This window comes from Pseudomonas sp. zfem001, from assembly GCF_032621725.1.
Taxonomy (GTDB): domain Bacteria; phylum Pseudomonadota; class Gammaproteobacteria; order Pseudomonadales; family Pseudomonadaceae; genus Aquipseudomonas; species Aquipseudomonas sediminis.
Window position 1 is genome coordinate 17,641 of sequence record NZ_JAVYJI010000002.1, and the last position, 21,616, is coordinate 39,256.

17 protein-coding genes are annotated in these 21,616 nt (G+C 61.5%); 15 read left to right on the top strand and 2 right to left on the bottom strand.

The genetic code is table 11. From position 1 onward, the window contains the following. Nucleotides 1-52: 52 nt before the first annotated feature. Nucleotides 53-502: an Hsp20 family protein gene (locus RTH74_RS08055; RefSeq protein ID WP_092374829.1), complete on the top strand. Its 450-nt coding sequence runs from the start codon at nucleotides 53-55 to the stop codon at nucleotides 500-502. A gap of 102 nt (nucleotides 503-604) precedes the next feature. Here the strand turns inward: RTH74_RS08055 and RTH74_RS08060 are convergent, their stop codons facing one another. Beyond that, on the bottom strand, nucleotides 605-3,883 hold the full coding sequence (locus tag RTH74_RS08060) for an EAL domain-containing protein (RefSeq protein WP_316914329.1): 3,279 nt from the start codon (nucleotides 3,881-3,883) through the stop codon (nucleotides 605-607). Between the two features lie 102 nt (nucleotides 3,884-3,985). Beyond that, entirely contained in the window at nucleotides 3,986-4,867 is an 882-nt protein-coding gene (locus tag RTH74_RS08065) for a LysR family transcriptional regulator (protein WP_099525523.1), read from the bottom strand. A gap of 224 nt (nucleotides 4,868-5,091) precedes the next feature. Between RTH74_RS08065 and leuC the strand changes: the two genes are divergently transcribed. The 14 genes from leuC to RTH74_RS08135 all read left to right on the top strand — a co-directional run bounded on the left by leuC (nucleotide 5,092) and on the right by RTH74_RS08135 (nucleotide 21,616). Continuing rightward, complete coding sequence (leuC, locus tag RTH74_RS08070) at nucleotides 5,092-6,519, top strand: 3-isopropylmalate dehydratase large subunit (protein WP_099525415.1); 1,428 nt, start codon at nucleotides 5,092-5,094, stop codon at nucleotides 6,517-6,519. 11 nt (nucleotides 6,520-6,530) lie between these two features. After that, a complete protein-coding gene (leuD, locus tag RTH74_RS08075; protein ID WP_099525416.1) occupies nucleotides 6,531-7,178 on the top strand; it encodes a 3-isopropylmalate dehydratase small subunit in 648 nt (215 codons plus the stop codon). Nucleotides 7,179-7,265: 87 nt separating this feature from the next. Then, on the top strand, nucleotides 7,266-8,348 hold the full coding sequence (gene leuB / locus RTH74_RS08080) for a 3-isopropylmalate dehydrogenase (RefSeq protein WP_316914330.1): 1,083 nt from the start codon (nucleotides 7,266-7,268) through the stop codon (nucleotides 8,346-8,348). Nucleotides 8,349-8,404: 56 nt separating this feature from the next. Then, nucleotides 8,405-9,517, top strand: a complete 1,113-nt coding sequence (gene asd / locus RTH74_RS08085; protein WP_106735212.1) for an aspartate-semialdehyde dehydrogenase — start codon at nucleotides 8,405-8,407, stop codon at nucleotides 9,515-9,517. Between the two features lie 141 nt (nucleotides 9,518-9,658). Beyond that, nucleotides 9,659-10,669: an aspartate-semialdehyde dehydrogenase gene (locus RTH74_RS08090; protein ID WP_316914331.1), complete on the top strand. Its 1,011-nt coding sequence runs from the start codon at nucleotides 9,659-9,661 to the stop codon at nucleotides 10,667-10,669. 155 nt (nucleotides 10,670-10,824) lie between these two features. Then, complete coding sequence (locus RTH74_RS08095; protein ID WP_316914332.1) at nucleotides 10,825-13,656, top strand: FimV/HubP family polar landmark protein; 2,832 nt, start codon at nucleotides 10,825-10,827, stop codon at nucleotides 13,654-13,656. Between the two features lie 7 nt (nucleotides 13,657-13,663). Beyond that, nucleotides 13,664-14,527 (top strand): tRNA pseudouridine(38-40) synthase TruA, encoded by an 864-nt coding sequence (gene truA / locus RTH74_RS08100; RefSeq protein WP_316914333.1) that lies wholly within the window; start codon nucleotides 13,664-13,666, stop codon nucleotides 14,525-14,527. Between the two features lie 24 nt (nucleotides 14,528-14,551). After that, nucleotides 14,552-15,205, top strand: coding sequence for a phosphoribosylanthranilate isomerase (locus RTH74_RS08105; RefSeq protein ID WP_099525422.1), 654 nt, complete (start codon nucleotides 14,552-14,554; stop codon nucleotides 15,203-15,205). A gap of 139 nt (nucleotides 15,206-15,344) precedes the next feature. Continuing rightward, nucleotides 15,345-16,229: an acetyl-CoA carboxylase, carboxyltransferase subunit beta gene (accD, locus tag RTH74_RS08110; protein ID WP_099525423.1), complete on the top strand. Its 885-nt coding sequence runs from the start codon at nucleotides 15,345-15,347 to the stop codon at nucleotides 16,227-16,229. Next, nucleotides 16,226-17,503: a bifunctional tetrahydrofolate synthase/dihydrofolate synthase gene (gene folC, locus RTH74_RS08115; RefSeq protein WP_316914334.1), complete on the top strand. Its 1,278-nt coding sequence runs from the start codon at nucleotides 16,226-16,228 to the stop codon at nucleotides 17,501-17,503. Before accD ends, folC begins: the two co-directional genes overlap by 4 nt. Nucleotides 17,504-17,517: 14 nt before the next feature. Further along, complete coding sequence (locus RTH74_RS08120) at nucleotides 17,518-18,135, top strand: SPOR domain-containing protein (protein ID WP_316914335.1); 618 nt, start codon at nucleotides 17,518-17,520, stop codon at nucleotides 18,133-18,135. 86 nt (nucleotides 18,136-18,221) lie between these two features. Next, entirely contained in the window at nucleotides 18,222-18,743 is a 522-nt protein-coding gene (locus RTH74_RS08125) for a CvpA family protein (RefSeq protein ID WP_108233074.1), read from the top strand. Nucleotides 18,744-18,818: 75 nt separating this feature from the next. After that, the gene (gene purF / locus RTH74_RS08130; RefSeq protein WP_099525427.1) at nucleotides 18,819-20,327 is read left to right on the top strand and encodes an amidophosphoribosyltransferase; all 1,509 of its coding nucleotides are present in this window, start codon (nucleotides 18,819-18,821) and stop codon (nucleotides 20,325-20,327) included. 77 nt (nucleotides 20,328-20,404) lie between these two features. Then, a complete protein-coding gene (locus tag RTH74_RS08135; RefSeq protein ID WP_125836815.1) occupies nucleotides 20,405-21,616 on the top strand; it encodes an O-succinylhomoserine sulfhydrylase in 1,212 nt (403 codons plus the stop codon).

Sequence of the window (21,616 nt, forward strand, 5' to 3'; positions counted from 1 at the left end):
CGAAGTCGGGTTCCGCGATATGACACTTGCTGAAATCTTCAGGAGATTACTCATGAGCAACGTACTGTCCCTGGCCCCTCTGTTCCGCCAGTCCGTCGGTTTCGACCGTTTCAATGATCTTTTCGAATCTGCCCTGCGCAGCAATGACGCCGGCAGTTCTTACCCGCCCTACAACGTCGAGAAGCATGGCGAAGACCACTACCGTATCGTGGTCGCGGCTGCCGGCTTCGAGGATGACGACCTGGAGTTGCAGGTCGAGCGGGGCGTGCTGACCGTGGTTGGCAACAAGCGTGATCGCAGCGCCGAGAGCGTTAGCTACCTGCATCAGGGTATCGCTCAGCGTGCCTTCAAACTGTCCTTCCGCCTGGCTGACCATATCGAGGTCAAAGGCGCCAACCTGGTCAACGGTCTGCTTCATGTCGAACTGGAGCGTATCGTGCCGGAAGAGGCCAAGGCCAAGCGCATCCCGATCGGCAGCCAGCGTCCGGCGCTGGAAAACTGAGCCTCGAGCTGACCGAGAAGGCGCCCCATGGGGCGCCTTCTTCGTTTCAAGAGACGGGTAGGGTGTGCCGTGCGCACCGAGGGCGCTACCAGGTTACGACTGCTACCTTCCCAGCAGCTCGCAGAAGACCTCCTGCGGTAGCGGCTTGCTGAACAGATAACCCTGGTAGAGGTGGCAGCCTTGCGCTTGCAGGAAGTCGAGCTGGTCTTGCTGTTCTACGCCTTCGGCGATCAGCGCCAGGCCCAGGCTGCGGGCCATGGCGACGATGGCGCGGATGATCTCGGCATCGTTGGGGTCGTTGGTGGCGTCACGCACGAACGACTGATCGATCTTCAGCATGTCCACCGGCAGGCGTTTGAGGTAGGTCAGCGAGCTGTAGCCAGTGCCGAAGTCGTCCATGGCGAAGCTGACGCCATGTTTCTTCAGGCGCAGCATCTTGCCGACGGTGTCGTCGATATTCTGAATGACGATGCCTTCGGTGATCTCCAGCTTGAGCATGGCATTGGGTAACTGGCTGTCGCGCAGGCTTTTGGCGACCCGCTCGACGAAGTCGTGCTGACGGAACTGGCGGGGGCTGATGTTGACGCACAGGCTGAAACGTTCGCTGTCGACCAAACCATCAACGAGTAGCTGTGAGCAGAAATGGCAGGCTTCAGCCAGCACCCAGCCGCCGACCTCGACGATCAGCCCGCTTTCTTCCAGTACCTGGATGAATTGCGCGGGCGACTGTGGGCCCAGCTGTGGATGCTGCCAGCGCAACAGCGCTTCGGCGCCGACCACCTTGCCGTCACGGGCATCGACCTGGGGTTGGAAGTGTAGTTCGAATTCGCCGCGTGCTAGAGCCAGGCGCAGGTCGTTCTCCAGGCGCAGGCGTGCGCTGGCGGCGTCCTGCATGGTGGTGCGAAACAGCTGGATGGCATTGCGCCCGGAATCCTTGGCGCGATAGAGGGCGATATCCGCGCGCTTGAGCAAATCGGCCGGGGTGTTGCCGTGGTCGGGGATCAGCGCAACGCCGATGCTCGGAGTCACCTGCAGGCGGTGACCGTCCAGCAGCATGGGTTCGGCGAGCAACTGGCGCAGCTTGTCGGCAACCTGGCGGACGTGGCGGGTCACTTCCGAGCGCTTGCCCTGCAGGCCGGAGAGCAGCACCACGAATTCGTCGCCGCCGAGGCGGGCCACGGTGTCCTCCAGGCGCACGCTGGCTTCGAGGCGCGCGGTGATCAGACGCAGTACCGAGTCGCCGACGGGATGGCCGAGCGAGTCGTTGATGTGCTTGAAGTGGTCGAGGTCGAGAAACAGCAGGGCGCCGCGCAGCTCATGGCGTTTGAGCAGGGCGATCTGCTGGGTCAGGCGATCCATCAGCAGGGCGCGGTTGGGTAGATTGGTCAACGCATCGTGATAGGCCAGGTGCTGGACCTGCGCCTGGGCCTGCTTCAGTTCACTGATGTCGCGCGCGGTGAGCAGCAGGCAGGGCACATCATTGAGTTCGATGGGTTGCACGGACACGTCTACCAGGCGTACTTCGCCGTCGCGGTGGCGGCCGTGCATTTCCATGTGCAGCACCTGGCCGTGCTGGGTCAGGTGCTCGATCATGCGCACGCGCTCTTCGGGGTAGGCCCAGATGCTCAGCTCATGCACCGTGCGGCCGATCACTTCCCAGCCCTGGTAACCGGTGATGCGGGTAAAGCCTTCGTTGATCTCGATATAGCGGCCGGTATCACGTTCAGTGATGGTGATGGCGTCCGGGCTGGAGTGGAAGGCCTTGGCAAATTTCTCTTCCGAGGCTTGCAGGCGTTGCTCGCGCAGCAGCCGCTCGCTGATATCGACCAGGGTACCAACCATGCGCTGTGGTTGACCGGCATCGTCGAGCTGCAGCTTGGCGGTGCTTTCGAGAAAGCGCAGGCCGCCATTGTCCAGCTGTACGCGATAAGTGACCTGATAGTGACTGCGGCGCTCCTCGACCAGGCGTTGGTAACTCTGGCGCAGGCTGTGTCGATCCTCCATCGGCACCTGACGGAAGAAGTCGAGGAAGGCGCCTTCGAACGGTCGTGACTCCAGGCCCTGCAGTTGCGAGGCACGAGCGCTGGCGAACAGTCGGCTGCTGGAGATGTGCCAGTCCCAGGTGCCCAGGTCGGCCGAGTCCAACGCCAGGCGTAAGCGTTGCTTGCTTTCGTTGAGCGCCTGCTCCTGCGCGCGCTGCTCGGTGATGTTGCGCACGGTGAGGACCAGGCAAGTGGTGCCGTTCAGCTCGATTTCGCCGCCGAACAGCAAGTTACTGGTGACGCTACCGTCGCGGCTGAACAGAAGTACCTCCAGGTTGTTCAGGCGCCCGGCTTGTACCGCGTCGAGCATACGTTGACGGTCGCTGGGGTCCGCCCATATGCCTAGCTCCAGTGAGGTGTGGCCCACGGCTTCGGCGCTGCGCCAACCAAATTGCTGCTCGAAACTCGGGTTGACCTCGATGAAGCGGCCGGTGGCCCGGTCGGTAATGGCCACCGCGTCGGGGGTGTGCATGAAGGCCTTGGCGAATTTTTCCTCGCTGGCACGCAGCGCATTTTCTGCGCGCTTGCGTTCGCTGGTATCGAGGAAGGTGCAGAGCATCAGGCGCTCGCCCTGCAACTCGATGTACTGGCTCGATAGAACTCCGTCGAGAATCGCATCGCTGCGTGTGCGCAGCTGGACTTCCTGGATCACCGGCTCCCGGCTTTGCGGGGCCTGCTGGCGCAGATGGTCGCGCTGGCTGGCGTGTACCCAGAGGTTCAGGTCGTGGGTGTGGCGGCCGAGAGTTTCGCTGGCCGTCCAGCCGAACGCCTGGGTGAAATGCTGGTTGATCTCGATGATCGCGCTGTCGTCGTAGCGCACCAGCATCATGATGTCGGGACTCAGACGGAACAGGCTGGCGAAGCGCTCCTCGGATGCACGCAGGGCCTCGGCGCGCTCTTGCTGGGCGCTGATATCGCGGATCACCCCGAACATGCGCGGGCGGCCGTCGGCCTCGTACTGCAGGCTGCCGGTGATCTCCAGCCAGTGCAGGCTGCCGTCCGGCCAGCGGATACGATGGCGCAAGGCATTGGCGATCTGCTCGCCTTTGAGGATGGCGTTGAATTTCGCCAGGACCTCGGCGCGCTCCTCTTCAGGGATCAGTTCGATGTAATGCAGCTCACGCGTTACCGGGCGATTGGGGTCGAGGCCAAACAGGGCCTGAGCGCCGCGAGACCAGTTGACCTGGCCACTGCGAATGTCCCAATACCAGGTGCCGAGATGGGCGCCGTTCAGCGCGGCTAGCAAACGCGGCGCATCCTGCCAGGTCTGCTCGAATTCGGCGGGGTCCATCGCCGGTATGTGTGGCAGGGGCGGGGTCTGGTCAGTCGATCTGGCCATGGCCGTACCTTCCTCTGGAGTGCGCGATGCGCGGGGCGGGCGTTAGAGGCATGTAGATATGTTTTTGTCTTTATGTCGCCACGTTAGTCTCAGTTCGGATGCCTATGCAAGATCATCCCGCTGGCTATCGAGCAGATCCATGAATGCCCGTGCGGCATTCGACAGGGTGCGCTCGGTATGCAGGATGTAGCCTAACTGGCGGGTCAACTGGATGCCCGGTATCGGCAGGCGCGCGACCTGCTCGTCGAGCATGGTGCGCGGCAGCACGCTCCAGGCCAGGCCTATGGAAACCATCATCTTGATGGTTTCCAGGTAGTTGGTGCTCATGGCGATATTGGGTGTCAGACCCTGGGCTTCGAACAGGCGCTGCACGATATGGTGGGTAAAGGTGTTGCCGCCAGGAAAGACGGCCGGATGCTGCGCCACGTCGGCCAGGCTGATCACTTGGCTGCGGGCCAGCGGATGTTCCGGTGCGGCGACGAAATCCAATGGGTCGTCCCACACGGCGATGGCGCGGATCGGTTCGCGGGTTTCCGGGGCGAGGGTGATCACTGCCAGTTCGGCGCGACCATGCAGGACTTCTTCATATGCCACTTCCGAATCGAGGAACTGGATGTCCAGCGCCACCTGCGGGTGGGCGCGGGTGAAGGCGCGTAGCAGAGCGGGCAGGCGATGCAAGCCGATATGGTGGCTGGTGGCCAGGGTCAGACGGCCGCTGACTTCACCGGACAGGTTGGTCAGCGCGCGACGGGTATCGTCCAGCACGTTGAGAATCTGGTAGGCGCGCGGCAGCAGAGCGCGACCTGCCTGGGTGAGGCCAATCTCGCGGCCGAGGCGGTCGAACAGGCGCACGCCCAACTGTTGTTCCAGGCCGGCGATGCGTTTGCTCACGGCGGGTTGGGTCAGGTGCAGGCGCTCGCCGGCTTCGGAAAAACTGCCCGTCTCGGCGATGGCGATGAAGGCGTTGAGGTTGGCCAGATCCATGGAGCGCTCCGAGTAAATGATGATGCCCTGAGCATACATTCCTCTACGGAATCCTTTGAATAAAAAATATGAATTTGAGTTATTTCGTGCCTGGCCATAGCATTCTCCCCATAAGCCGAAGGGCCATTTTTGCCCAGGCATAGAAAGGTGCACTTCTGACGCCGGGCGGTGATAACGCAGGCAGTTTACGGATGTGCTCAAAAGGCGCTGATGAGGTAAGGCTGATGACTGGCAAGACGCTCTACGACAAGCTCTGGGAAATGCACGAAGTGAAACGTCGCGATGACGGTTCCTCGTTGATCTACATCGATCGTCACATCCTTCATGAAGTGACCTCGCCGCAGGCCTTCGAAGGTCTGCGTCTGGCCGGGCGCAAGCCGTGGCGCATCGATGCCAACATCGCCACGCCGGATCACAACGTGCCGACCACCAAGGCCGAGCGTCAGGGCGGTCTCGAAGCCATCGCCGACGAGGTCTCGCGTATCCAGGTGCAGACCCTGGACGAGAACTGCGATGACTTCGGCATTCTCGAATTCAAGATGAACGACGTGCGTCAGGGCATCGTCCATGTGGTCGGCCCGGAGCAGGGCGCGACCTTGCCGGGCATGACCGTCGTTTGTGGTGACTCGCACACCTCCACCCATGGTGCCTTCGGTGCGCTGGCTCATGGTATCGGCACCTCGGAAGTCGAGCACGTGCTCGCTACCCAGTGCCTGGTGGCCAAGAAAATGAAGAACATGCAGGTGCGCGTCGAAGGCAAACTGCCTTTCGGCGTCACTGCCAAGGACATCGTGCTGGCCGTGATCGGCAAGATCGGCACCGCCGGAGGTAACGGCCATGCACTGGAATTCGCCGGTAGCGCGATCCGCGATCTGTCGCTGGAAGGGCGCATGACCATCTGCAACATGTCCATCGAAGCTGGTGCCCGTGTCGGCCTGGTGGCGGTGGACGAGAAAACCATCGCCTACGTCAAGGATCGTCCGTTCGCGCCCAAGGGCAGCGACTGGGACAAGGCCGTGGCGCAGTGGCAGAACCTGGTGTCCGACGCCGATGCGGTGTTCGACACCGTGGTCGAGCTGAAAGCCGAAGACATCAAGCCGCAGGTCAGCTGGGGTACTTCGCCGGAAATGGTCCTGGCCGTCGACCAGAACGTGCCGGACCCGGCCGTTGAAGCCGACCCGGTGAAAAAGGACTCGATCACCCGTGCGCTGAAATACATGGGCCTCTCCGCGAACCAGCCGATCACCGATATCCAGCTGGACCGCGTATTCATCGGCTCCTGCACCAACTCGCGCATCGAAGACCTGCGCGCCGCTGCAGAGGTAGCCAAGGGCCGCAAGGTCGCCGCCACCGTCAAACAGGCGCTGGTGGTGCCGGGCTCCGGTCTGGTCAAGGCGCAAGCCGAGGCGGAAGGCCTGGACAAGATCTTCATCGAAGCCGGTTTCGAATGGCGTGAACCAGGTTGCTCCATGTGCCTGGCGATGAACCCGGACAAACTGGGCAGCGGCGAGCATTGTGCCTCTACCTCCAACCGTAACTTCGAAGGCCGTCAGGGCGCTGGTGGTCGTACCCACCTGGTCAGCCCGGCCATGGCTGCCGCTGCCGCAGTGACCGGCCGCTTTATCGACGTTCGTGAATTGATCCAGGCCTGAGGAGACCGCACATGAAAGCTTTCACCCAACACACCGGCCTGGTCTGCCCGCTCGATCGCGCCAACGTCGACACCGACCAGATCATTCCCAAGCAGTTCTTGAAGTCGATCAAGCGCACCGGCTTCGGCCCCAACCTGTTCGACGAGTGGCGCTACCTGGATGTCGGTCAGCCGAATCAGGACAACTCCAAGCGCCCGGTCAACAAGGATTTCGTGCTCAACTTCCCGCGTTACCAGGGCGCCAGTGTGCTGCTGGCGCGCGAGAACTTCGGCTGCGGCTCTTCGCGTGAGCACGCACCCTGGGCGCTGGACGAGTACGGTTTCCGCACCGTCATCGCGCCGAGCTTCGCCGACATCTTCTTCAACAACAGCTTCAAGAACGGCCTGCTGCCGATCATCCTCAAGGATGAAGAGGTCGATGCGCTGTTCGAGCAGGCCGAGGCCACCGAAGGGTATCAACTGACCGTCGACCTCGAAGCGCAGACCGTGACCCGTCCCGACGGCGTGCAGTACAGCTTCGAAGTCGACGCCTTTCGCAAGCACTGCCTGCTCAATGGCCTGGACGATATCGGCCTGACTCTGCAGGATCAGGAAGCGATCAAGGCGTTCGAGGTTGGCTATCAGCAGAGCAGCCCCTGGCTGTTCGGCGCGATCAAGTAAGGCGTTCGATAGGATGCGCTATGCGCGCCTGATTTAAGACTATTTAAGTGGTGCGCACGGCGCACCCTACGGTTCGATGAGGATGTGATGAGCAAGCAGATTCTGGTTCTCCCAGGTGATGGTATCGGCCCGGAAATCATGGCCGAGGCGGTCAAGGTGCTTAACCTGGCCAATGACAAGTACTCCCTGGGGTTCGAGCTGAGTTTCGATGATCTGGGTGGCGCTGCTATCGACCGTTATGGCGTGCCGCTGGCCGACGAGACCCTGGCGCGCGCCAAGGCTGCCGATGCCGTGCTGCTCGGCGCCGTAGGCGGGCCGAAGTGGGATACCATCGATCCGGCCATTCGCCCGGAACGCGGTCTGCTGAAGATCCGTTCGCAACTGGGCCTGTTCGGCAATCTGCGTCCGGCCATCCTCTACCCGCAACTGGCCGAGGCTTCCAGCCTCAAGCCGGAAGTGGTCGCTGGTCTGGATATCCTCATCGTGCGTGAGCTGACCGGTGGCATCTACTTCGGTCAGCCGCGCGAGAGCAAGGTGCTGGAAAACGGCGAGCGCATGGCCTACGACACGCTGCCGTACAGCGAGAGCGAAATTCGCCGCATCGCCAAGGTCGGTTTCGATATGGCGCGCGTGCGCGGCAAGAAACTGTGCTCGGTGGACAAGGCCAACGTCCTGGCGTCCAGCCAACTGTGGCGTGCCGTGGTCGAGGAAGTGGCCAAGGACTACCTGGACGTCGAACTGAGCCACATGTACGTCGACAACGCCGCCATGCAACTGGTGCGCGCGCCCAAGCAATTCGACGTAATGGTCACCGACAACATGTTTGGTGACATTTTGTCTGACGAAGCTTCGATGCTCACTGGTTCCATCGGCATGCTGCCGTCGGCATCCTTGGACGCCAACAACAAGGGCATGTACGAGCCGTGCCATGGCTCCGCGCCGGACATTGCCGGCAAGGGCATCGCCAACCCGCTGGCCACCATTCTCTCGGTGTCCATGATGCTGCGTTACAGCTTCGGACAGGTTACTGCCGCCGATGCCATCGAGAAAGCGGTGAGCCTGGTGCTGGATCAGGGCCTGCGTACCGGTGATATCTGGTCCGAGGGCAAGACCAAGGTCGGTACCGCCGCGATGGGTGATGCAGTAGTCGAAGCGCTGCGTAGTCTGTAATCTTCCCAGCCCCGCCGGGGTGGTTCCGGCGGGCTGTTTATATAGGTGTAGTCGTTATGAAACGTGTAGGTCTGATCGGTTGGCGTGGCATGGTTGGTTCCGTGCTCATGCAGCGCATGCTGGAAGAGCGGGACTTCGACCTGATCGAGCCGGTGTTCTTCACCACTTCCAATGTCGGTGGCCAAGGCCCGGCCATTGGCAAGGACATCGCTGCGCTGAAAGATGCCTACAGCATTGACGACCTGAAAGGCCTGGACGTGATCCTGACCTGCCAGGGCGGTGACTACACCAGCGAAGTCTTCCCCAAGCTGCGTGAAGCCGGCTGGCAGGGCTACTGGATCGATGCAGCCTCCAGCCTGCGTATGGATGATGAGTCGGTGATCGTGCTCGATCCGGTCAACCGCAAGGTCATCGACCAGGCGCTGGATGCTGGCACCAAGAACTACATCGGCGGCAACTGCACCGTCAGCCTGATGCTGATGGCGTTGGGTGGTCTCTACGAAGCCGGTCTGGTCGAGTGGATGAGCGCCATGACCTACCAGGCCGCTTCCGGTGCTGGCGCCCAGAACATGCGCGAGCTGATCAAGCAGATGGGCGCGATCAATGGCGCTGTCGCCGATGATCTGGCTGATCCGGCCAGTGCCATTCTGGATATCGACCGCAAGGTCGCCGAAGCCATGCGTGGCGAAGGCTTCCCGGTCGACAACTTCGGCGTGCCGCTGGCTGGCAGCCTGATCCCCTACATCGACAAGGAACTGCCGAACGGGCAGAGCCGTGAAGAGTGGAAGGCGCAGGCCGAGACCAACAAGATTCTTGGTCGCTTCAAGAACCCGATCCCGGTCGACGGCATTTGCGTGCGCATCGGTGCCATGCGCTGCCACAGCCAGGCGCTGACCATTAAGCTGAACAAGGATGTGCCGATGGCTGACATCGAAGGCCTGATCAGCCAGCACAATCCCTGGGTCAAGTTGGTGCCGAACCACCGCGAAGATTCCATCCGTGACCTCGGCCCGACTGCCGTGACCGGCACCCTGAGCGTTCCGGTCGGCCGTCTGCGTAAACTCAACATGGGCTCGCAGTTCCTGGGCGCGTTCACTGTGGGTGACCAGTTGCTGTGGGGCGCTGCTGAGCCGCTGCGTCGCATGCTGCGGATCCTTCTGGAGCGCTAAGCGTCGGGCGGGACATCCGGAGTCAAACAAAGCCCTTCTGTTTCGGCAGAGGGGCTTTGTCTTTTCAGGGCTGAGCAAGTCGATTGCCTGGGCGATGGGGCGCAGTTACAGTGCCGCTCCCTCTGCGTCTTAGGTCAGCTCATGAGTCAGTCCATCAATATCGCCGTGATCGGCGCCACCAGCAACGTCGGCGAAGCGCTGGTCGAATTGCTCGAAGAGCGTGAGTTCCCGGTGAAGGACCTTCATCTGCTGGCCAGCAGTGAATCGGCTGGGCAGAGTCTGTCGTTCCGTGGTCGGCAGGTGCGGGTCAGATCGCTCGATGCCTTCGATTTCGCCCAGGTACAACTGGCGTTCTTTGCCGCGGGACCTGAAGTGACGCGCAGTCATCATGAGCGCGTGATTGCCGCCGGTTGCTCGATCGTAGACCTGAGCGCCGCTTTGCCGCTTGCGCAAGCGCCATGCGTATTACCTGAACTTGGCGCCGCGGGCCTGCCAGTATTGATCCGGCCTTGGTGCGTCAGTGCAGCGACGCCTTCTGCGGTTGCCTGCGCGCTGGTGCTGGCGGCGCTGAAGCCTGTACTGCAGCCGCAGCAATTGCAGGTTACTGCGATGCTGTCGATCTCCACCCTGGGGCGTAGCGGTGTGCAGGAGTTGGCGCGGCAGACCGCTGAGCTGCTCAACGCGCGCCCGCTGGAGCCCAAGACGGTGGATCGACAGATCGCGTTCAACCTGCTGGCCCAGGTCGGCGAAGTGGATGACCAGGGGCATGCTCAATTGGAGAAGCGTCTGGCCGCCGAGATTCAGCAATTGTTGAGTCTGCCTGGGCTTCCGGTGGCCGCGACCTGCGCCTTGGTGCCAGTGTTCTTTGGCGATAGTCTCGCGCTGGGCGTGTATGCTGATTCGGATATCGATATCAATGCCGTGCAGCAGTCGCTAGAGGTGGCGCAAGGCATCGAGTTGGTTGAAGCAGGCGACTACCCGACGGCAGTGGGCGATGCGGTGGGGCAGGATCAGGTCTATGTGGGGCGCGTCCGTCGTGGCGTGGACGATCCACGGCAACTCAATTTGTGGATTGCGTCTGATAATGTAAGAAAAGGCGCCGCTCTAAATGCTGTGCAGATAGCTGAGTTATTGATAAAACACTATCTGTAAAAGATACTTACCTAGAAATTTGAAGAATCTTTCTAGCTTGGCAATACTGGCTGAGTTGATTGCTGAATGGGGAGCCGCTCGTAGAGCGGAGGCAGGCAGCAGTTCTCAAGACCCTCTCGCATGCCGAGAAAAAAGATAAAACAAGGGATAACGCTATGGTTCGGGTTCGCAAACTGGTGCTGGCAATCGCAGCCGCTTCCGCGCTGTCTTCCGGTATGGCGCATGCGCTGGGGTTGGGTGAAGTTACCCTGCAATCCTCGCTGAATCAGCCGTTGGTAGCGGAAATCGAACTGCTGGAGGTGCGCGATCTTGCCTCCAATGAGGTGATTCCGAATCTCGCGTCCCCTGAAGAGTTCGTCAAGGCTGGTGTCGACCGCCAGTATTTCCTGACTGATCTCAAATTCACTCCCGTATTGAAGCCTAACGGCAAGAGCGTGATTCGCGTCACCTCGAGCAAGGTGGTGCGTGAGCCCTACCTCAACTTCCTGGTGGAAGTGCTTTGGCCGAATGGTCGGTTGCTGCGTGAGTACACCCTGCTGCTCGATCCGCCGCTTTACTCTCCGCAAACTACCGTAGCTGCTGCGCCGCAACTGCCCATCGCCGCGCCTGCACCGCGCCCGTCCGCGGCTCCTGCTCCTGCACCACGCAGCACTGCACCCGCTCCGGCCCCGCGTCCCGCTGCGCCGGCGCCGGCGTCGCGCGCCATTGCCGGTAACGAATACAGAACCACTGCCAACGATACGCTCTGGGAAATCGCCCAGCGCGTCGGTGGTGGCTCTTCGGTCAACCAGACCATGCTGGCCATCCAGGATCTGAACCCTGATGCCTTTATCGGCGGCAATATCAACCGCATGAAGAGCGGCCAGGTGCTGCGCCTGCCGGACGAACAGCAGATTCGCAGTCGCAGCAATGCCGAAGCGGTCGCTCAGGTCGCCGAGCAGAATGCCGCCTGGCGAGAGGGGCGCGCTGTAGCCTCGCGTCAACTGGATGCCACTCGCCGTACCACTGCTGGCGCCGCACCTGCGACTGCAGAGGCGAGCGACAGCCTGAAGCTGGTTGCTGCGGAAGCAGGTCAGTCCACTCGCGGTAGCGATACGGGTTCGGCTGGTAGCAAGGCATTGGCCGACAAACTGGCAGTGACCCAGGAAAGCTTGGATTCGACCCGCCGTGAGAACGCCGAACTGCAGAGCCGTGTAGGTGATCTGCAAAGTCAGTTGGACAAGCTGCAGCGTTTGATGGAGTTGAAGGACAGTCAACTGGCCAAGTTGCAGGCTGAACTGTCGGCAGAGCCCGCAGCACCTGCCCCTGATGCAGTGCAAGAGCCGCCTGCGGAAACTCCGGCAGCGGCGCCTGAAGCCGCGCCGCCTGCTGCGGAAGCGGCAACGCCGCCGACTACGCCGCCTGAGGAGGCGGCGCCTGACTACAACTATTCCGAGGAGCCGGCTGCGCCTGTCGAGGACAGCGCCGCCGCAACCGAACAGCCGGCCAGTGAGCCGGCTGCTGCCGTTGAGCCGGCCGCCCCGGCCAAGCCTGTCGAAGCAGCCAAGCCTGCAGCGCCTGCACCGGCTCCAGCCCCAGCCCCAGCCCCGCAGAGCTTCATTGATGACCTGATGGCCAACCCGATGACGCTGGGCCTGGCGGGTGGTGGTGCGCTTCTGCTCCTGTTGGTTGGCCTCATGGCGCTGTCGCGCCGCAACGCTCAGAAAGAGTCCGAGCTGCAAGATGAACTGGCTGACGAACTGTCCCAGGATCAGGCGTTCGCCTCCGATCTGGACATGCCTGAAGACAGCTTCGCAGGTCTCGACGACGAGCCTGTCCAAGCAGCCCAAGCCGCTGGCGAGGAACGCGTGACGGCGCAGACCGGCGACGCACTGGGTGAAGCAGATATCTACATTGCATACGGGCGCTTTAATCAGGCGGCCGAGCTGCTGCAAAACGCGATCAACGACGAGCCGCATCGTGCTGATCTGCGTCTGAAACTGATGGAGGTCTACGCCGAGCTGGGTGACCGCGAAGGCTTTGCCCGTCAGGACAACGAGCTGCGCGAGATCGGCGGTGTTAATGCAGAAGCCGAGCAGCTGAAGTCCAAGTATCCGGCGATCGCTGCCTTTGCGGGAGCTGGTGCGGTGGCCGCGGCTACCTCCGCCGATGACGACATGAGCGAGTTCAGTCTGGATGACCTCAGCCTGGATGAGCCAGCTGCAGAGGCGCCTACCGCCACTGGTGGCGATCTGGATGATGCTTTCGACCTGAGCCTCGACGACCTGGAAGCTGATCTGGAGAGTGATGTTCAGTCCGCCCAGGCTGAGCAAGCGCCGTTGTCGCTGGACGATGATCTGGACTTCGGTCTGGTCGATGAGCCCGTCGCACCGGCTGCTTCTGCTGATGACGATCTGAGCTTCGATCTGGCCCTGGATGATGACAAGGTCGAACTGTCCCAGCCGGCCGACGATCTGTCCGCCTTCAGTCTGGACCTGGATGAGCCGGCTCCGGCTGCCAGCGACGAAGCTGACGATTTCCTGCTGAGCCTCGATGACGACGCGCCGCTGAGCCAGCCGGCCGACGACCTGTCCGATCTGAGTCTCGATCTGGCTGACGATAAGTCATCTGGTGAGCTTGATCTGCCGGCTGACTTCGATCTCTCGCTCGAAGACGAAACGCCGGCTCAGCCGACTGTTGCTCCCGATAGCTTCGCCGCGCAGCTGGACGAGGTAACCGCCGAGCTGGATCAGCTGTCGACTGATTTCGAGGAACCACAAGCAGCTCCGCTGGCACCGGCCAGTAGCCTGTCCAGCGATCTGGATGGCGATGATGACTTCGACTTCCTGTCCGGGACCGATGAGACCGCGACCAAGCTGGATCTGGCTCGGGCTTACATCGATATGGGCGACACCGAAGGTGCGCGCGACATTCTTGATGAAGTAATTGCTGAAGGCAGTGATGCTCAGCAGCAAGAAGCTCGCGAGATGATTGCCAAGATGGTTTGATTGATACATGTCTGACGCAGTACCTGTAGCGGCCGCCGAAATGGCGGCCGCTGGCTTTTTCAGAATCGCCCTGGGCCTCGAATACAAGGGCGCGCGCTATCGTGGTTTTCAACGCCAGGGGCCCAAGGTTCCGACGATCCAGGAACACCTGGAAACGGCCTTGTCCAAGGTCGCTGGTGGTGCCCCAGTCAGCATTCTGTGCGCAGGGCGTACCGATGCCTCTGTGCATTCCAGTGGCCAGGTGGTGCACTTCGACACCACTGTCGAGCGCTCGCTGCATGCCTGGATCATGGGCGCCAACATGAATTTGCCCAGTGATATCAGCGTGACCTGGGCGAAGGTGATGCCGGCACACTTTCATGCGCGCTTTTCGGCCATGGCGCGGCGCTACCGCTACGTGATCTACAACGATCCGATCCGCCCGGCGCACATGGCCAAGGAAGTTACCTGGAACCATCGTCCGCTGGATGTCGCACGCATGCGTGAGGCCGCTCGGGCGCTGGTCGGGACGCATGATTTCAGCGCCTTCCGGGCGATGCGTTGTCAGGCCAAATCACCAATCAAGACAGTGCATCACCTGCAACTGATCGAGCATGGCCGCTTCATCGTGCTGGATATCCGCGCCAATGCTTTTCTGCACCATATGGTGCGAAACATTGCTGGTGTGTTGATGACCATTGGGGCTGGCGAACGACCTCCAGAGTGGGCGCGCGAGGTACTCGAGCGCGGCGATCGACATAGCGGGGGAGTGACAGCGCATCCCTACGGCTTATATCTGATACAGGTCGATTACCCGGATGAGTTCGAATTGCCGCAACGCTATCTCGGGCCGCATTTTCTCTCCGGTCTGCCGGACGTGCGACAGCCATAACCCTTTGTTACCATCCGAGCCCGGATGGCGAGAGGTATGAACGTGACGGTCGTGCGCAGCAAGATTTGTGGTATCACCCGCATCGAGGATGCTCTGGCGGCGGTAGCGGCCGGAGCCGATGCCATCGGCCTGGTGTTCTACGGGAAAAGCCCGCGAGCAGTCGGTGTCGAGCAGGCCGCAGCTATCGTGCAGGCGTTACCGCCGTTCGTGACCACTGTCGGGCTGTTCGTCGACATGCCCCGCGACCAGCTGCAGCAGTTGCTGCAGCGCCTGCCGCTGGATCTGCTGCAGTTTCATGGTGATGAATCGCCGGCTGACTGTGAGGGCCATGGTCGTCCCTACATCAAGGCGCTGCGGGTCCGCCCCGGTGAGGACGTGGCTGCAGCCATGGCGCCCTACAGTGGTGCGCGGGGTATTCTGTTGGATACCTTCGTCGAGGGCGTGCCAGGTGGTACGGGGGCTTCGTTTGATTGGTCGCTGGTGCCTGAAAATGCCGCCAAGCCAATCATCCTGGCCGGTGGCCTCGATGCGGACAATGTTGCGGCGGCCATTCGCCAGGTTCGCCCCTATGCCGTGGATGTCAGTGGTGGGGTCGAGGCCAGTAAAGGCATAAAGGATGCAGGCAAGATTCGCGCATTCGTGCAGGCGGTGCGTGATGCTCGATGTGACGGCAATTGAGGCAGGGCCGTCAATTAGCCTGTCACGCCGCCATGGGCTCGTTTCGATGGGCTCTGGGTGCGGCAGAAAAGAATTGCTGGAGATGGGCGTTTCACGATGAGGCGTTCATCCGAACCAACGGTTATGGAGAAATGACAGCATGAGCAACTGGTTGGTAGACAAACTCATTCCCTCGATCATGCGTTCCGAGGTGAAGAAGAGCTCTGTGCCCGAGGGCCTGTGGCACAAATGTCCGTCCTGTGATGCCGTGCTCTACCGTCCCGAGCTGGAAAAGACACTCGATGTCTGCCCCAAGTGCAATCACCACATGCGTATCGGTGCTCGCGCACGCATCGACATTTTCCTTGATGCCGAAGGCCGCGAGGAAATCGGTGCTGATCTGGAGCCGGTCGATCGCCTGAAATTCCGCGACAGCAAGAAGTACAAGGACCGTCTGGCCGGTGCGCAGAAGCAGACTGGCGAGAAGGATGCACTGATCTCCATGAGCGGCACCCTCGAAGGCATGCCGATCGCCGTGTGCGCGTTCGAGTTCTCCTTCATGGGCGGGTCGATGGGTGCCATCGTCGGCGAGCGTTTCGTTCAGGCGGCCAATGTCGCACTGGAAAAACGCTGCCCGCTGGTGTGCTTCTCTGCTTCCGGTGGTGCGCGCATGCAGGAAGCGCTGATCTCGCTGATGCAGATGGCCAAGACCTCGGCGGCTCTGGCGCGCTTGCGTGAAGAGGGCCTGCCGTTCATCTCCGTACTGACCGATCCGGTTTATGGCGGCGTCTCCGCCAGTTTGGCGATGCTTGGTGACGTCATCGTGGCCGAGCCGAAAGCGCTGATCGGTTTTGCCGGTCCACGCGTGATCGAGCAGACCGTACGCGAGAAATTGCCGGAAGGCTTCCAGCGTAGCGAGTTCCTCATCGAACATGGCGCCATCGACATGATCATTTCGCGCGACGAACTGCGTCCGCGCCTGGCGCGTCTGCTTGCGCAAATGATGAATCGTCCCTCTCCGGTTTCCCTGCCGGCCACTGCATGACCGAACGTAGCCTGGGCGAGTGGCTCGCCTACCTCGAGCAGTTGCATCCGTCGGCCATCGACATGGGCCTGGAGCGCTCGCGTGAGGTGGCGCAGCGGCTCGGTCTGGGCAAGCCTGCGCCATTGGTGGTTACCGTCACGGGCACCAATGGCAAAGGCTCTACCTGTGCCTTTCTCGCCAGTCTGATCGCAGCTCAGGGGCAGCGCGTCGGTGTCTACAGTTCACCGCACCTGCTGCGTTATAACGAGCGTGTGCTTGTGCAGGGGCGAGAAGCTAGCGACGACGACTTATGCCAGGCTTTTGCGGCGGTCGAAGCCGCGCGCGGCGAGATCTCCCTGACCTATTTCGAGATGGGCACGCTGGCTGCTTTCTGGTTGTTCGAGCGTGCTCAGTTGGATGCCGTGGTGCTTGAGGTCGGTCTCGGTGGGCGCCTGGATGCGGTGAATCTGGTCGATGCCGATCTGGCTCTGATCACCAGCATTGGCCTGGATCATGCTGACTGGCTGGGCGATACCCGCGAGTCGGTCGCCTTCGAAAAGGCCGGGATCATGCGTGCTGGCATGCCCGCGTTGTGCGGTGATCTCGACCCGCCGCAGCCCCTGCTGGAGCAGGCGGTGACCCTGGACACGCCGTTGTTCCTGCGTGGTCGCGACTACGACCTCAGTGTGCAGGCGCAGGACTGGTCCTGGTATGGCCTTGACGTCAAAGGCCAGGTACTGCGACTCGAACACCTGCCTCTTCTCGATCTGCCAATGGAAAACGCGGCGCTGGCGTTGCAGGCCTATGCGCTTCTGCCGCTGCCGTGGAATCACCAGCAGATCGTTCAGGCCCTGCTCGCCACGCGGGTAACCGGGCGTCTGGATCGTCGCGCGCTGGATTGGCGAGGCAAGTCACTCACACTGTTGCTCGATGTTGGGCATAATCCTCATGCGGCTGATTATCTGGCGCAGCGCCTGGAGAGTCGCCCGCTGAATGGAAAACGCTGGGCGGTGTTCGGTTTGTTGGCCGACAAGGACTTGCCTGGCGTGGTGGCGCCGCTTCTGAGTCTGGTTGCTGGCTGGGCCGTTGCGCCGCTGGATACGCCGCGTTCACGCTCTGCCGATGACCTGGCTGAGCACCTGCGGGGGCAGGGCATGCTGGTGGCGCAATACCCGGATGTGCGTGCCGCGCTCGATGCGCAGTGCGAGCAGGCGGCAGAGGGTGACGAGATACTGTTGTTCGGATCGTTTTTCTGCGTGGCCGAGGCCCTGGATTGGCTGGCCCGCCCGGCTTGATAAGGGGATTGGGGATGGCAATGCTGGACAGTGGGCTCAAGCAGCGCATGGTTGGTGCTCTGGTGCTGGTGGCACTAGCGGTGATTTTCCTGCCGATGCTGCTGTCGCGCGAAGATGAGATGCGTCGCGTGGTGGTAGATGCGCCGGCCATGCCGCAAGCGCCGGCTACGGCCGAGATCATCGTAGAGCCTGCCGAGGTCGTTGAGCCCGAAGAGTTGCCGCAGGAACCGGTTCCCGTCGAAGAGGTGGAGCCTCAGGTCGTCGAGGTGCCCGAGCAGCCCAAGCCGACTCCGCCGCCCATTGCGCAGCAGAGCGCACCTGATCCGGTCAAGACCGAGCAAGCGACAAGCACTGCTCCTGCCAAGCCGGAAGGGCGCCTGGACGCCAATAGCCTGCCGATCAGTTGGTCGGTGCAGTTGGCCAGTCTGTCCAGTCGCGCTGGGGCAGAAAATCTGCAGAAAACCCTGCGCAGCCAGGGATACAACGCCTATATCCGTGCCTTCGATGGCATGAACCGGGTGTTCGTCGGTCCGCTGATCGAGCGCGCCGAAGCCGAGCGTTTGCGTGATCAGCTCAATCGCCAGCACAAGCTCAGCGGTTTTGTCGTGCGCTTCCAGCCGGAAGCAGGCTAAGCAAGCAAGGGACTTTGCAGTGCCTGGTTACTCGATGTGCCGGGCTCTGCTAAAATGCTCCGCCTTTTCCGCTGGTAGGCCGCACCGTGGTATTCACCTGGGTCGATTGGGCGATCATCGCCGTCATCGCCATTTCTAGTTTGATCAGTCTCAAGCGCGGTTTCGTCAAGGAAGCCTTGTCGCTGCTGACCTGGATCATCGCAGGTGTGGTCGCCTGGATGTTCGGTGGCGCACTGGCCCAGCATCTCGTCGAATTTATCGAAACGCCTTCTGCGCGGGTCATCGCGGCCTGTGCCATTCTCTTCATCGCCACCTTGCTGGTGGGTGCTTTGGTCAATTTCCTCATTGGCGAGCTGATCCGCGTGACAGGCCTGTCCGGTACCGACCGTTTTCTCGGTATGGTTTTCGGCGCCGCGCGTGGTGGTTTGTTGGTGGTACTGCTGGTCGGGCTGATCAGCCTGGCGCCAGTAGAGCAGGATACGTGGTGGCAACAGTCGCAACTGGTGCCGCATTTTCTGATGGTCGCCGACTGGTCGAAGAACCTCATTCTGGGGTGGTCCGATCAGTGGTTTACCGGTAGATCGGCTCACCCAGCTGATCTGCTTTAAAAGAGTGGCCGCTGCGGAGTAACCGCTGCATCGGTCGCTGAATTAGCCTGAACTATCTAGCAGGGGTCGTGGCACATGTGTGGCATCGTCGGTATCGTCGGTAAATCGAACGTCAATCAGGCGCTGTATGACGGGCTCACCGTCCTCCAGCACCGCGGCCAGGATGCTGCCGGTATTGTCACCAGCCATGATGGCCGCCTGTTCCTGCGCAAGGACAATGGCCTGGTGCGTGACGTGTTCCAGCAGCGCCACATGCAGCGCCTGGTCGGTCACATGGGTATCGGCCATGTGCGCTACCCGACCGCTGGCAGCTCTAGCTCGGCCGAGGCTCAGCCGTTCTACGTCAACTCGCCGTACGGCATCACCCTGGCGCACAACGGCAACCTGACCAACGTCGAGCAGTTGGCCAAGGAAATCTACGAGTCCGATCTGCGCCACGTGAACACCAATTCCGACTCGGAAGTGCTGCTCAACGTGTTCGCCCACGAACTGGCCCAGCGCGGCAAGCTGCAGCCCACCGAGGAAGACGTGTTCGCTGCCGTTACCCACGTGCACGAGCGCTGCCTGGGCGGTTACGCCGTGGTGGCAATGATCACTGGCTATGGCATCGTCGGCTTCCGTGACCCCAACGGCATTCGCCCGATCGTGTTTGGCCAGCGTCATACCGACGAAGGCGTCGAGTACATGATCGCCTCCGAGAGCGTATCGCTGGACGTGCTGGGTTTCACCCTGATCCGCGACCTGGCACCGGGCGAGGCTGTGTACATCACTGAAGAGGGCAAGTTGTTCACCCGCCAGTGCGCGGCAAACCCGCAGTACGCGCCCTGCATCTTCGAGCACGTTTACCTGGCGCGCCCGGACTCGATCATGGACGGTATCTCGGTGTACAAGGCGCGTCTGCGCATGGGCGAGAAGCTGGCTGACAAGATCCTGCGCGAGCGTCCAGAGCACGACATCGACGTGGTCATCCCGATTCCCGACACCAGCCGCACGGCGGCGCTGGAGTTGGCCAATCACCTGGGCGTGAAATTCCGCGAAGGTTTCGTCAAGAATCGCTACATCGGCCGTACCTTCATCATGCCCGGCCAGGCGGCACGCAAGAAATCCGTGCGGCAGAAACTCAACGCCATCGAGCTGGAGTTCCGCGGCAAGAACGTGATGCTGGTGGACGACTCCATCGTGCGTGGCACGACCTGTAAGCAGATCATTCAGATGGCCCGCGAGGCCGGAGCGAAGAATGTCTACTTCTGCTCTGCGGCCCCGGCAGTGCGCTACCCGAACGTCTACGGTATCGACATGCCCAGCGCCCATGAGCTGATTGCCCATGGTCGTACCACCGAGGAAGTCTGCGAGCTGATCGGTGCCGACTGGCTGATCTATCAGGATCTGCCGGATCTGATCGAGGCCGTCAGCGGCAGCAAGAAGATCAAGATCGACAACTTCGACTGCGCGGTGTTTGACGGCAAGTACGTCACTGGCGACGTAGATGAGGCCTACCTGGATAAAATCGAGCAGGCGCGCAACGATGCCAGCAAGGTCAAGTCGCAGGCAGTCAGCGCGATCATCGATCTGTATAACAACTGATGCGAGCGGGCAGGGCAGTGGTCCTGCCCGGTCCGTAGCCCGGATGCAATCCGGGCTACTTTTTGTGAGGTAGCGATATGACTCTGGAATGGGAAGCCGGCAGGCTGGACAGTGACCTGGATGGCGTGGGCTTCGACACCTTGGCCGTGCGTGCAGGTCAGCACCGTTCGCCTGAGGGCGAGCATGGCGAAGCGTTGTATTTGACCTCCAGTTACGTGTTTCGTACCGCTGCCGATGCCGCCGCGCGTTTTGCTGGCGAAGTGCCGGGCAACGTCTATTCGCGCTATACCAACCCTACCGTACGTACCTTCGAAGAGCGCATTGCCGCACTGGAAGGCGCCGAGCAGGCGGTGGCCACTGCCTCCGGCATGTCGGCGATTCTTGCCATTGTCATGAGCCTGTGCAGTGGCGGTGACCATGTGTTGGTGTCGCGCAGCGTATTTGGTTCGACCATCAGCCTGTTCGAGAAGTACCTCAAGCGCTTTGGCATCGAGGTGGATTACGTACCGCTGGCGGATCTGGATGCCTGGCAGGGCGCGTTCAAGCCCAATACCAAGCTGCTGTTCGTCGAGTCGCCTTCCAATCCGCTGGCCGAACTGGTGGATATCGCCGCACTGGCCGAGATCGCCCATGCTCGCGGCGCGCTTCTGGCGGTGGACAACTGTTTCTGCACGCCGGCCCTGCAGCAGCCGCTGAAACTTGGCGCAGATATCGTCATGCATTCGGCGACCAAGTACATCGACGGCCAGGGGCGTGGCCTGGGTGGTGTGGTTGCCGGTCGCAGTGAGCAGATGAAGGAAGTGGTGGGTTTCCTGCGTACCGCCGGGCCGACCCTCAGCCCGTTCAACGCCTGGATGTTCGTCAAGGGCCTGGAGACGCTGCGTATCCGTATGCGTGCGCAGAGCGAGAGTGCCCTGCAACTGGCTCTATGGCTGGAACAGCAGCCGCAGGTCGAGCGTGTGTACTACGCTGGCCTGCCCAGCCATCCACAGCACGAGCTGGCGAAGAAGCAGCAGAGCGCCTTTGGCGCGGTGGTCAGTTTCGAGGTCAAAGGCGGCCGTGACGCCGCGTGGAAAGTGATCGATGGCACTCGCGTCATTTCGATCACCACAAACCTCGGCGACACCAAGACCACAATTGCCCATCCGGCAACCACTTCGCACGGTCGGTTGACGCCACAGGAGCGCGCCAATGCTGGCATCCGCGACAGCCTGATTCGCGTTGCAGTGGGCCTGGAAGAGCTGGAAGACCTCAAGACAGATCTGGCGCGCGGCCTGGCTGCACTCTGA

Bases quoted from the DNA above. Each gene is read 5' to 3' on its own strand.
- RTH74_RS08090 (WP_316914331.1), top strand. From the start codon at position 9,659: ATGAGTCAGTCCATCAATATCGCCGTGATCGGCGCCACCAGCAACGTC.
- RTH74_RS08060 (WP_316914329.1), bottom strand. From the start codon at position 3,883: ATGGCCAGATCGACTGACCAGACCCCGCCCCTGCCACACATACCGGCG.
- purF (WP_099525427.1), top strand. From the start codon at position 18,819: ATGTGTGGCATCGTCGGTATCGTCGGTAAATCGAACGTCAATCAGGCG.
- RTH74_RS08095 (WP_316914332.1), top strand. From the start codon at position 10,825: ATGGTTCGGGTTCGCAAACTGGTGCTGGCAATCGCAGCCGCTTCCGCG.
- leuB (WP_316914330.1), top strand. From the start codon at position 7,266: ATGAGCAAGCAGATTCTGGTTCTCCCAGGTGATGGTATCGGCCCGGAA.
- truA (WP_316914333.1), top strand. From the start codon at position 13,664: ATGTCTGACGCAGTACCTGTAGCGGCCGCCGAAATGGCGGCCGCTGGC.
- folC (WP_316914334.1), top strand. From the start codon at position 16,226: ATGACCGAACGTAGCCTGGGCGAGTGGCTCGCCTACCTCGAGCAGTTG.
- RTH74_RS08120 (WP_316914335.1), top strand. From the start codon at position 17,518: ATGGCAATGCTGGACAGTGGGCTCAAGCAGCGCATGGTTGGTGCTCTG.
- leuC (WP_099525415.1), top strand. From the start codon at position 5,092: ATGACTGGCAAGACGCTCTACGACAAGCTCTGGGAAATGCACGAAGTG.
- RTH74_RS08105 (WP_099525422.1), top strand. From the start codon at position 14,552: ATGGCGAGAGGTATGAACGTGACGGTCGTGCGCAGCAAGATTTGTGGT.
- leuD (WP_099525416.1), top strand. From the start codon at position 6,531: ATGAAAGCTTTCACCCAACACACCGGCCTGGTCTGCCCGCTCGATCGC.
- RTH74_RS08135 (WP_125836815.1), top strand. From the start codon at position 20,405: ATGACTCTGGAATGGGAAGCCGGCAGGCTGGACAGTGACCTGGATGGC.
- RTH74_RS08055 (WP_092374829.1), top strand. From the start codon at position 53: ATGAGCAACGTACTGTCCCTGGCCCCTCTGTTCCGCCAGTCCGTCGGT.
- accD (WP_099525423.1), top strand. From the start codon at position 15,345: ATGAGCAACTGGTTGGTAGACAAACTCATTCCCTCGATCATGCGTTCC.
- RTH74_RS08065 (WP_099525523.1), bottom strand. From the start codon at position 4,867: ATGGATCTGGCCAACCTCAACGCCTTCATCGCCATCGCCGAGACGGGC.
- asd (WP_106735212.1), top strand. From the start codon at position 8,405: ATGAAACGTGTAGGTCTGATCGGTTGGCGTGGCATGGTTGGTTCCGTG.